The 12033-nt window shown below is 49.9% G+C and carries 8 protein-coding genes; 4 read left to right on the top strand and 4 right to left on the bottom strand.

All coding sequences use genetic code 11. The annotated features are described in order from the left end of the window. Window positions 1-57: 57 nt before the first annotated feature. The 4 genes from AC5SV9_RS14995 to pepB form a co-directional block, all read right to left on the bottom strand. Window positions 58-2211, bottom strand: coding sequence for a winged helix-turn-helix domain-containing protein (locus AC5SV9_RS14995; RefSeq protein WP_475150986.1), 2154 nt, complete (start codon window positions 2209-2211; stop codon window positions 58-60). 18 nt (window positions 2212-2229) lie between these two features. Then, window positions 2230-4521, bottom strand: coding sequence for a penicillin-binding protein 1B (mrcB, locus tag AC5SV9_RS14990; protein ID WP_475150988.1), 2292 nt, complete (start codon window positions 4519-4521; stop codon window positions 2230-2232). Continuing rightward, window positions 4518-6962 (bottom strand): ATP-dependent helicase HrpB, encoded by a 2445-nt coding sequence (gene hrpB, locus AC5SV9_RS14985; protein ID WP_475150990.1) that lies wholly within the window; start codon window positions 6960-6962, stop codon window positions 4518-4520. The genes mrcB and hrpB overlap by 4 nt, the downstream gene beginning before the upstream one ends. A 65-nt stretch (window positions 6963-7027) precedes the next feature. Then, a complete protein-coding gene (gene pepB / locus AC5SV9_RS14980) occupies window positions 7028-8320 on the bottom strand; it encodes an aminopeptidase PepB (RefSeq protein WP_475150992.1) in 1293 nt (430 codons plus the stop codon). Between the two features lie 255 nt (window positions 8321-8575). Here pepB and dksA point away from each other — a divergent pair, with 255 nt between their 5' ends. From dksA to folK, 4 genes are all read left to right on the top strand, one after another. Beyond that, window positions 8576-9025 (top strand): RNA polymerase-binding protein DksA, encoded by a 450-nt coding sequence (gene dksA, locus AC5SV9_RS14975; protein ID WP_134051863.1) that lies wholly within the window; start codon window positions 8576-8578, stop codon window positions 9023-9025. Window position 9026: 1 nt separating this feature from the next. Next, window positions 9027-9917, top strand: a complete 891-nt coding sequence (gene gluQRS, locus AC5SV9_RS14970; protein WP_475150995.1) for a tRNA glutamyl-Q(34) synthetase GluQRS — start codon at window positions 9027-9029, stop codon at window positions 9915-9917. 61 nt (window positions 9918-9978) lie between these two features. Then, window positions 9979-11487 carry a polynucleotide adenylyltransferase PcnB gene (pcnB, locus tag AC5SV9_RS14965; protein ID WP_475150997.1) on the top strand — a complete coding sequence of 503 codons (1509 nt, stop codon included), beginning with the start codon at window positions 9979-9981 and terminating at the stop codon, window positions 11485-11487. After that, entirely contained in the window at window positions 11487-11987 is a 501-nt protein-coding gene (folK, locus tag AC5SV9_RS14960; RefSeq protein ID WP_475150999.1) for a 2-amino-4-hydroxy-6-hydroxymethyldihydropteridine diphosphokinase, read from the top strand. Before pcnB ends, folK begins: the two co-directional genes overlap by 1 nt. Window positions 11988-12033: the final 46 nt, after the last annotated feature.

Here is a 12033-nt window from a genome sequence, read left to right as displayed (position 1 = left end):
TAGGTGCAAGCTCTTGATTTATCTCTATGAATTCATTATAAAATCTTTATAAAACCTCTACGGCAGTTCGAGCTGCGCAATATCAAGATCCCCTCTTACTGATTCCAGAATATAAACAGACTTTTCGTCAGGTGACAGGCTAAACCTGCTGTGATACAGAGTTGACGCTACAGCATCTGTCAGGGTTCCTTTTGAAAAATCGTAATACTTCAGCCTGTAATGAATATCATCCAATAGGTAAGTAAAATAAAGCCCATCTTTTTTCAGCTGAAACTTGAGCCAAACCTGATTTTCAGGCAGCTGAATGGGTAACTCTTCCGCTCCAGGTTTGTCGCGCCATTTAATATAGAATTTCTTCGTGTTTGCATCGCGCCATATATTATATTCACCGTCATAGCTCTCGATATATAACTCACGGTTTTCAAAAGCTACCTGTGCTGTTGGTGCGCTGTCTTTCAGCGCTAAGCGAATAATATTCCAGCGCGCATTTTTGGACTCAGCGTAGTAAATGGCCTGGCCATCACTGCTCCAAACCGGATATGAAATTAAATTATCAGCACCACCAGCAATCTTTCTTGCCGGCTCATCTGCAGATAATAACCAGATGTCATTATTGACCTGAGTAATCAAAAACTGGCCATCTGGCGAAAAGCTTAGGCTGCGAAAGCGCTCGCTGCCTGGGAAAAAAGTAATTTGCTTCTGATTTCCATCCGGATAAAACAACCATACCTGTGGCAAGCCTGAGCGCCTGGAAACAACAGCTATGGGCTTGCCGGGTATAGAGCTGACCTCAGCCATAGTTTCATTGCGGTTTGAACTGAATACCGTTTCAGCAGTACCTGTCTTATTTCGTAAAATATTAGGTACCTTTCGGATATTCACGTGGGAAAAACTCCCCACACTGGCATAGGCCTTACCACTGTTAGCAACCTGAACCTCAAATGCAGCGTAATCCGTATAGGCAATAATGGCTGTTTGTCCTGTGGAAACATTTACCTTGCTTAACGTTGTTGGTGTTGAAGGATAGATGATAGAGCTGTCGTCAGGGGTCCAATCCACATTGCCCGGAATATTGTCAGTGATATTGACCAGCATTTTAGTTTCCCGACTGGATAAATCCAGCACCCAGAGCTGGGAAGACCCCGCCGCATCTCTTAAAAAGAGTATTTTAGAGCCACTGTTTGAAAACCGCGCGACATAATCGCCAAAGCTACTCGGTGGTGGCACGGCAAGCTGCTCAGTCAGCTCGCCGTTCAATGACGTTAACATTATGACCATCTGCTTCTGCGCACTCATGGTCGGATAGACTACATAATTTCCATCCGGTGACCATGAAATACGTGATGAGACCGAGTTGGTACCGCATACCGTCAGCAAGTCATCGCTCTCAGCGGAGAACGAGGACAAATTCAACGAAATAAGCCGTATCTCGCAATTCCCATTTTCGTACATACGGTGATAAGCAATTTGCTTCCCATCCGGGCTGAACACCGCACCAAAACTGTTATAGGACGACTCGGTTAATTTTATTCGTTTGTGCTCAGCTAAGTCCTGTAACATCAGCACTGTTACGTTTTCCTGTTCCGGGCTGGCGTAGCTGTATACCAGATACCGCTCATCCTCAGACACATTATGATAAAACTCCAGACCATCAAGTGCAGTGACAGGCTTATACCGCAACATGGGAATATCTGACGCCGCTTTATCCTGCAGATCAGGCGTCGCCGGCCATAACCACCAGGTAATAGCCGCAATAAAAATGAACGCAAAGCCAAGATACCAAGGCCAGTGTACTTTTTTCTGTTCAGAGCGGTTAATCCCCACCTGAGCTGGTGGGTCATTTTTATCAAACGTAACCTGAGGCTCCAGCACCGTTACAGGGGCAATAAAACGGTAACCTCGTTTAGGAATAGTTTCAATGTAACGAGGCTCGCGGGTATCGTCCCCAAGCGCTACACGTAGCACTCTAATTACCCGGGTAACACGCCCGTCTGATACATCCCGGATACCCCAGACATCATGCAGCAGTTCGTCTTTAGTAATCAGCTTGCCCGCATTAGCAATAAAATAATTCGCTACTTTCTGCGACAGGTTATCCAGATCAGCGGTAACGGCAATTTTACCATCGGCAGCCAGCTGCACCAGCTTGTCCTGCTCTGGTACATATTGCCAATCGCCAACCTGCAATGGTTTATCTAGTTTTATCGCCATAGTGTCAGACAAGTGCTGTTATTCTTCTGTACATTCGGACATTACAGGCATTTCAACCGAAATCGCTGGTAATAACAATACGTTAAAGCAATTTTGTGGTTGGGCATAACCTGTTTTTAACGAAAATGCCTGTAAAGATACCTGTTCAGGCATAGGCCGCAGTAGTGAGCTTACACCTAACTGACTGTATAAACGGCTAAAAACGCTCAGAGCACCGGTAGAGCCTGTCAGCCCGATGGCTTTATTATCATCCCGCCCTAACCAAATCGTTGTTAGGGTGTTCTGATCAAAACCACTGAACCAGCTATCACGGTAATCACTGGAGGTGCCGGTTTTACCCGCAATGCTAAGCCCGGGGAAGGTTGATTGCAGTACTTTGCCGGTACCTGTTTTTGTCGCCTGCATCAATGCATATTGCAACAGATAAACTTCCTGCTCGTTGTAACGCCGCGTTAATTCATCTTCGCGTAAATACAAAGCATGGCCGTCATAGCCTGCTACAGCATGAATGGTTGCCAGCTGCTGATGCAAACCATTGTTGGCAATAGTCTGGTACAGCTGAGTGACTTCAAGCGGGCTTAACTCAACTGCACCTAATAAGGCCGCTGGATGCAGTTTTACTTTTCGTCTGAGGCCAAGCCTGCGCAACCCGTCACTGATGGCAGGCAAGCCCAGTTGCAGCCCAAGGCGCACCGTTGGAACATTCAGTGAGTTAGCCAGTGCATCTATCAACATAACAGGCCCACGGAACTGCTTGTCAAAGTTCTGTGGCTGCCAGTCCTGGTCATTGCTGCGCAGTCTGATTGGCACATCTTCCAATATTGATGCCAACGTATAACGGCCGCGCTGGGCCAACGCTTCAAGATAAATAACCGGCTTTATAATACTGCCAATCTGGCGTTTAGCATCTATCGCCCGGTTGAAACCGCCCTGAACCGCATCTTTGCTGCCCAGCATGGCTGTTATTTCGCCATGCTGATAATTCGTCATTACAACTGCCGCCTGCAGCTCCGGGTCTAGTTTTGCTAGCTGGCTTTTTACGGCCGTTTCTACAGCATATTGTGCCTGCGTATCCAGATAAGTGAATACCTTTATGCCCTGCTCTTTGTCGGCGGCATCAATATTCAGCTGACGTAGCTCTTTTTTTACTGCGTCAATGTAAGCGGCATAACCGCTGTTGAGGTACTGAGCCCGCGGAATAACAGAAACCGGTTGAGTTACCGCACTTTCATATTGCGCTTTGTCCAGCAGATGTTGTTCAAACATTAACCTCAGCACAAGATCTCGCCGCTGCCGGGCGCGCTCGGGGTAACGACGCGGATCGAAATAAGATGGCCCTTTTAACAAGCCAATCATCAACGCATACTCTGCCGGTTGTAGTTCACTTACCGGTTTCCCAAAGTAAAACCGGCTGCCAAGCCCAACACCATGAACAGCGTTGGCGTAATTCTGCCCGACAAACACTTCGTTCAGGTAGGCTTCCAGAATTTGGTCTTTGTTGAAACGGTAATCCAGTACCAGCGCAATCATGGCTTCATTTATTTTTCGCCATAGGGTGCGGTCGCTGCTCAGGTACATATTTTTAGCCAGCTGCTGCGTCAGCGTTGAGCCACCCTGTACGGTGCGCCCGGCCAGCGCATTGACCCACAAAGCACGTAGCACCGACAACGGCGATACGCCGTGGTGATGATAAAAGTCCCGGTCTTCCACCAGCAATAACGTGTCTTTGAATAGCTCTGGCACCTGCTCCAAGCGGACCAACTCGCGGTCTTCCTGCTGCGCCGCGACCAGATGCTCTATCAGCTGCGGTTCCAATCTGGCGAAGTTTAGTGGCTCTTTTTGCTGGCGCTGGGTGATCCGGTTAATGCCGCCGCGATTAAATTCAACACTGAATAACTGCGCAGCTTCAAAACCGTTTATATAGGTAAAAGACCGGCGATACACAGTGACATGATTACGGGAAACACTGTACTGGCCAGGCGCAGACAAAGCGGCATTACGTTGATACTGCAGGCTGTTAAGCTGGTTAATAAGCTGCTGCTGGCTGATCGTTGCTCCCGGCAGTAACTCAGTACTGCGGGCATAAATCTGTGCCGGTACCTGCCATTTCTGGCCACTGAACTTCTTGCTGATTTTGCTATCCAGATACACCAGATAAAACAGCAGGATCAGTACCAGCACACAAAGAACCTTCAGCAGCAGTACTGCTGTCTGACGGAAAAAACGGATCACGGTAGAGGAAGAGCTGTTTTGCGAAGCCGCTTTAGAGCGGCCTTTTTTCGCCTGGCCAGCATTCTTTGTTTTACTCATTTCAGCATCGCCTTTTTTGTTTTTGTTGTTGGCATTGCCTGTGCCGGGTCTTCCGGCCAATAGTGTTTCGGATAACGCCCACGCATTTCTTTTCTTACTTCCTGCCAGGCATTTTGCCAGAAGCTGGCTAAATTCTGTGTCACCTGCAACGGCTGGCGTGATGGCGACAATAACTCGACAGTAATATTAATCTGGCCTTGCAGTACCGTCGGAGACTGCATCTGGCCATACATTTCCTGAACACGCACTGAAAGCCGCGGCCCGCCCTCTGCCAGATAGTCAATACTCAAACGTGACCCGGTAGGTGCCTGCCAGTGGCTCGGTAGCAACTGCTGTAATTGTTGCTGCTGCTGATAACTGAGTTTCTGCAATAATGCATCGTACAGAGGCAACTGCGCCAGCGCTGCACTTTTACTTATTTGCGACAGTTGATACCCAAGCCAGTTTTCCAGGCCATCTAGCAATGCCGGGTCAGAAAAATCCGGCCAGTCTGCATCACACTGATGCTGCCTTAGCAGCGCAACCCGCGCTTTTAACGACAAAGCAGCTTCCGGCCAGGTTAAGCAGCCCAGGCCTTTGCTGCGGATATAATGCAGCCAGGCTTGCTGTTTCTGCTCTGCCGTTAGCTGCAATGCGGCGGGCTTGCTTGCCAGCACACACTGCCCAAAATTCAGTTGCTGTTCGCTGATAAAGCTGCCACTTCTCTCATCCCAGAAGGTTTTAGTTTGCCAGTGCAATTGCGCCTGCCAGTCTTGCATAATTTGCTCTGGCGTAATACTAAACGCATGATAAATCTGATTTTCTCGACCAAACTGCTGCAAATGCAATACAACCAGCCACGGCTGCCCGCTAAGGCTGTGGTTATGCTGCAAAACAGCGCCACTGCCATTTGCCAGTTGGTAACCCTGACCACGCCTTTTAGCCAGCCGGTCAGGAAAAGCCCGCAAAGCCAGTAACGGCGCAAGTTCAAGCGGCAATGCTACGGCCAAATCAACATCCAGCAAGCGTGCAAAACTGCAAGCCTGCTGCCACTGTTGCGGCAGCGTATGTTTTAGCCGTCCGAGTAAACTGTATATGTCGCCTTGTAATACACGGGTGTCTTCTAATACTGCCGCCAGCAAACACGCCAGTGCTGTAGCGCCCTGGTGACCTTGTCGCTCCATCTGTTGGCTGTGCAGCAGCATAGCAGCAAAACGGGGGGCAGTGCCCAGACTGTGTGCCTGTCGGCCACGGCTGGTTATGTTAAGGTTATCGTCTATCAGACCCAGCTGTTGCAACAACTGCTCTGCAACAACAAGGTGTGCTGAGGGCGGCGCAGTCAGCCAGAACAAATCTTCAACTTTGCAGCCCCAGGCGGCAATCTCCAGCCGCAGCGAGCTCAGATCGCTGGTTTCAATTTCTGCCGCTGTAAACCGGGCCCGGCGTTGCCATTTTTCTGCCGTATCCAACCGGTAACAGATGCCTGCGCTTAATCGGCCAGCTCTACCGGCTCGCTGTATCGCTGCTGCCTGGCTGATGGCGCAGGTTTCCAGCATACTGACACCGCTGCGTGGGTTAAACCGGCTTTGCCGGCACAGGCCACTGTCAATAACAATACTGATGCCCTCTATCGTCAAACTGGTCTCGGCCAGATTGGTCGACAGTACTACTTTTCGCTTGCCAGCAGCTGGCGGTGCTATGGCTTGCTGTTGTTGCTCAAGCGACTGACTGCCTTGCAATACATGCAGCTGCACATCAGCAGCTAAATCCTGCTGTTGCAGCAGCTGTAATGTCTGCTGAATTTCACTTTGCCCGGGTAAAAATACCAGTACGCTGCCAGTGTGCCGGTTTAGCGCATGCTGCACCATGCGGGAGATTTGTGTCGAAAGTGGCTGGTTTTCAGGTGTAACGTATGCTTGTTCTACCGGATAGCTGCGGCCGGCACTTTCCAGCACGGGCGCACCGAGCTTTTCTGCCAACAATGCCATATCCAGTGTGGCAGACATGATGAGCAATCTAAGATCATCGCGTAACTGCTGTACTTCCAGACAAAGCGCCAGTGCCAGGTCAGCATGTAACGAGCGTTCATGAAATTCGTCGAACAAAATGAGATCGATATCACTAAGCTCTGGATCTTGCTGTAACTTGCGCGTCAGCACGCCCTCAGTGACAATCAGTAAACGTGTTTGGCTGCTGCTGCGCTTTTCCTGGCGGATCTGATAACCAACAGTATCACCGACCCGTTCACCTAACTGCGCACTGAGATAACTGGCGATGCTTTTCGCTGCTAAGCGGCGCGGTTCCAGCATCAGTAATTTTTTGCCCGCAAGAGCAGCATCTTGTAACAGATACAATGGCAGGTAGGTCGATTTGCCGGCACCTGGCGGCGCCGACACGATAACCTTATTATGCTGCTGCAGTAAAGTCAGCAGCTGTGGCAGTATTTCCGTGACAGGTAACACAACTTAACCCGTTTTACACACTAAGGCTGACCATCATCATGTTTAACCGGCAAATTGCAGCCAACTCAGGCCTCAGCCAGTAAAGTTGCACTGATGGTCCGGATACCCTGTCCGGTGGCGCCGGCCGCCCAATAGGCATTGTTGGTATTGTTAAAAGCAGCGGCTAAATCAAAATGCAGCCACCCCTTACCTTCATTAGGCACGAAGCGACTTAAAAAGCCGGCTGCATTGCTGGCGCCACCAGCACCACCACCTTTCACCGGCCGGCTGTTTGCAGTATCGGCGTAAGCTGAAGGGCATTGCTGCTGATGCCAAAGCTCAAGCGGTAACTGCCAGGTTGGCTCCTGCACGGTTTCAGCATAAGACAACGCCTTTTGTGCCAGCGCTTTATCCAATGCAAATAAAGCTGTGTACTCACTGCCTACCGCTGTAACAGCAGCTCCGGTCAGGGTCGCTGCATCAATAATAAGCCCGGCACCGCTTTCTGCAGCACACATTAATCCGTCAGCCAGCACCAGACGCCCTTCTGCATCGGTATTAACAATCTCGACTGTAGTACCATTTTTATAGGTAATAATATCGCCAAGCTTATAGGCATTGCTGCTGATCAGGTTTTCTGCGCAACATAAAATCAGCCGCACCCGTCTATTCAGACCTTGCAATATTGCCAGGGCTAAGGCCGCGGTTACCGTTGCCGCACCACCCATATCGCATTTCATCGTCAGCATACTTTCAGTAGCTTTAATAGAATAACCACCGCTATCGAACGTGATACCTTTACCTACCAGAGCAGCACTGACAACAGCTGAAGTATCCCCGGTCGGATTGTAATCCAGCACCAGCATTGCTGGTTTTCTGGCGCTGCCACGGCCAACGGCATGTAAACCATTCCAGCCTGCTGTAAGCAGTTGCTGGTCCAGTAAAATCTCACTATTTACTGTGCCTTTAGCGGCGACACTTTCGATAAATGCCACAGCAGATTTAGCCAGTTGCTCGGGGTATAAATCATCTGGTGATTGATTAGTCACTTTTTTGGCCCAGCTAAAACAACGCATTAAATGCCCGAGCTGCATCTTTGTGTTGTCGTCACCGCAAAAATGTACCGTGCCGCTTTTCCTGGCTGAACAGAAACCCTGATAGAATGCCCACTGCAGCTCTTGTGTCCACAGCTCGCCGGTTAATTTAACCTCTGTTAATCCCAGGTTATCTAAACTACGGCTGGCTTTTTGCACACTGCGCAGGGCGTCCTGCTGATTCAAATGGATCTGAAAACCGTCATTTACCGGAGTAAGTAAGGCTTTACCCCACTTTTCTGCAGCACCACCTTGCTGCAGCGTGATCTGCACCACATCTGACATAACCTGCCCTTTTATTACTGTCGTTAAAGGAATATTGCTGAGTGTACCACAAGGTTTTCGCGACAAAACACCGCTACGTTATTTTGCCTCTGCAGCACGGCCAACACTAAGTGATGTTAGCCAGATGAAAAAAGATGACGTTGCTGCAAGCAATCTGTATACTTCCGCGTCTTTTAAATCTGATTGCGATGCCAGCAATATTCTGCTATCTATAGCCGCCACATTTTTTTGCTTGGCATTATACAGGAGATGATTATGCCAGAGGGCAATACTACCAAAACGCTGGGCTTACTGGCCCTTGCAGGCGTAGCGCCATATCAGGAAGCTGTCGGGGAAGAATACATGAACCCGAAGCAACTGGAACATTTCCGCCGCATTCTGGACGCCTGGCGTCAACAGCTGCGCGAAGAAGTTGATCGCACAAAGAACCATATGGCTGATGAAGCCGCAAACTTCCCTGATCCAGTCGATCGTGCGGCACAGGAAGAAGAGTTCAGCTTAGAACTGCGTGCCCGTGACCGTGAACGCAAGCTGCTGAAAAAAATTGAGAAAACTCTGCAGAAGATTGAAGACGAAGATTTCGGTTACTGTGATACCTGCGGTATCGAGATTGGTATCAGACGTCTGGAAGCCCGGCCAACAGCAGATCAGTGTATTGACTGCAAAACCCTGGCAGAAATAAAGGAAAAGCAGTTGGGCGGCTAGTATGCCCGGACTCTCCCCCGCTTATACCGGCCGGTTTGCGCCCTCGCCTTCCGGCCCGCTTCACTTCGGTTCTCTCATCGCTGCTTTGGGCAGCTATCTGCAGGCAAAAAGCCAACAAGGCCGCTGGCTGGTGCGGATGGAAGACATCGATACACCCCGTATGGTACCGGGTGCCGACAGCGACATCTTACGCACGCTGGAGCAATTTGGTTTGCACTGGGACGGCGACGTGTTGTATCAAAGCCAGCGCCTGGAGCGATATCAGCAGATATTTGCGCATTTACAGCAGCTAAACCTGCTGTATGGTTGCAGTTGTAACCGTAAACGGGTCAGTGAGCTTGGTGGTGTGTATGACAACCATTGCGCGTCTCTTAACAAACAATCAGGCACTGTGGCCTGGCGCCTTCGCAGCCAGGGTGTTAACACCGCATTTACCGATTTAGTATTTGGCCACCAGACCATACCTGCTGCGCTGGCAGATGAAGACTATATCATCAAGCGGCGCGACGGTTTATTTGCTTATCAGCTGGTCGTAGTGGTTGATGATATTGATCAGGCGGTAACAGAAGTGATACGTGGCGCCGACTTGCTAGAGATGACACCACGCCAGCAGGCATTATGTAACCTGCTCGGTGCCAGGGCACCGGCATATGGGCACCTGCCATTAGCGGTGACAGAGCCGGGTTTTAAACTGAGCAAGCAAAACCATGCCGCGGCTGTTAGCGAGTGGCATGTTACCGAAACGTTGTATAAGGCACTGCGATTTCTCGGCCAGCAACCACCGGCAGAATTAGTCCGGCTAACAGTTGATGAGTTGCTTAGCTGGGCTATCACGCACTGGCAACTGGCAAAAGTACCAGCCCGGCTTGAAATAAACAGTACAGAATTTTAATAAGCCCGGTTGGTTTCATTCTTTTTTAATTGCGGCTGCGGTATTATTAGCCGTTTTTTTTATGCTGCACCCAGCAGCATTGTGCAGGAGAATTATCATTATTTCGCGAGTGTTAGATTTTTGCCGCCGCACTTTTGGCGGTAAGGCCAAAACAGGTAAAACTGTAAAGTCACATCAGAATGCTGTTGCCGGCAAAGTGCAGCGTGCGCCACGTCAGGTTCCGTCTGCCAGCTTACTGCCAGCAGTGCAGCGTTTAAGCCGTGACCAACATGCTATTTCGCGTAAAGATATTAGCCCCAATGCGTTAAAAGTACTGTATCGCCTCAAAGATGCCGGTTTTGATGCTTATCTGGTTGGAGGCTGTATCCGTGACTTACTGCTAGGTATTAAGCCTAAAGATTTCGATGTGGTAACAAATGCCCACCCGGAACAGGTAAAGCAGGTATTTCGTAATTGCCGGCTGATTGGCCGTCGCTTTCGTCTGGCTCATGTGGTGTTTGGCCGTGAGATTATAGAAGTAGCAACCTTCCGGGGCCACCACAGCGGTGCCGATGACGAAGCAGATACTGCACCTAAGCTAAAAACTGCCAGCTTAAGTGACCATGGCCAGATCTTACGCGACAACGTATATGGCACTATTGAAGAAGACGCCGAACGGCGTGACTTTACCATTAACGCGCTGTACTACTCAGTAAATGACTTTGCTGTATACGATTTTGCCAATGGTACCCAGGCTATAGCTGAGCGCAAAATAGAACTGATTGGCGATCCGGAAACACGTTACCGTGAAGATCCGGTGCGAATTTTACGTGCTATCCGTTTTGCTACCAAGCTGAATATGCATATAGCCCCACCCACTGCAGCGCCAATACCACAGCTGGCCGTAATGCTGAAAAACATTCCGGCGCCCAGGCTGTTTGATGAGCTGGTGAAACTGCTGCTTGCCGGTAAAGCCTTTGATAATTTTATGCTGATGCGTGATATGCGCGTATTAAAGCAATTACTGCCGCAACTGGATAAGCTATTAAAACAAGAACCCGAAGGCAAAGCATTTCAGCTGGCAACCAAAGCTCTGCAGGACACCGATGCCAGAGTCGACGCAGATAAACCCGTCACACCAGCGTTTATTTTCGCGGCTTTGCTGTGGTATCCGGTAGAACTTCGTAGCCAGGCACTGGTGACTGACGGGTTAAGCGAAATAGACGCCATGAACATTGCAATGACAGAAGTGCTGGACGATGTTACACGCACTATCGCCATTCCTAAGCGTTTTACGCTGTCAATGCGTGATATTTGGGCCCTGCAAAACCGCCTGACTAAGCGTGCTGGCCGTAGGGCGTTCAAACTGCTTGAGCAGCCGAAATTTCGTGGTGCCTTTGACTTTCTGCAATTACGTGCTCTGGCTCAGGCCGATGACAGCAGCCTGACAGAGCTTGCTGTCTGGTGGGAGCGTTTCCAGATTGCGGATGAAAACGACCGCCTGGCACTGATCAGCCAGTTAGGTAAAGAAGGCATAGATAAAGGCCCGCGGCGCCGGCGCAGCTATAAACGCAAACGTACAGCCGAGTAATGGATACAGTACGCGCATATATTGGCCTGGGTGCCAATTTGAACCAACCGGTACAACAACTGCAGCAGGCTATCAGGGCGCTGCAGCAGCTACCGTGCTCTGAGTTGATAGCAGTATCTTCCTTATACGGTTCTAAACCGATGGGGCCGCAGGATCAGCCCGACTACGTCAACGCTGTTGCCGCATTGGATACTACGCTTGAAGCCGAAGCTTTGTTAGATGCGCTACAGCAGATAGAGCAACTGCACGGCCGTCAGCGTAAAGCTGAGCGCTGGGGGCCACGCACGCTGGATTTAGACATTCTGCTGTACGGCACCTTGGTAATTAACAGCTCGCGGTTAACCGTGCCTCATTACGGCTTGCATCAGCGTGAATTTGTGCTGTATCCGCTTTATGAAATTGCACCACTACTTCAGTTACCCGATGGTACTGTACTATCTTCTTTACTTGCGCAAGTTCCGTTAAACGGCTTGCAAAAACTTCCAAGCAGTTGCAGCTGAGGGCACTTTGTGCCATCTTGCGCCACCTGCGTTAATGGTCAGATGA

The organism is Rheinheimera sp. ATLC3, from assembly GCF_059429535.1.
This window is presented reverse-complemented; position numbering and strand designations above follow the sequence as displayed.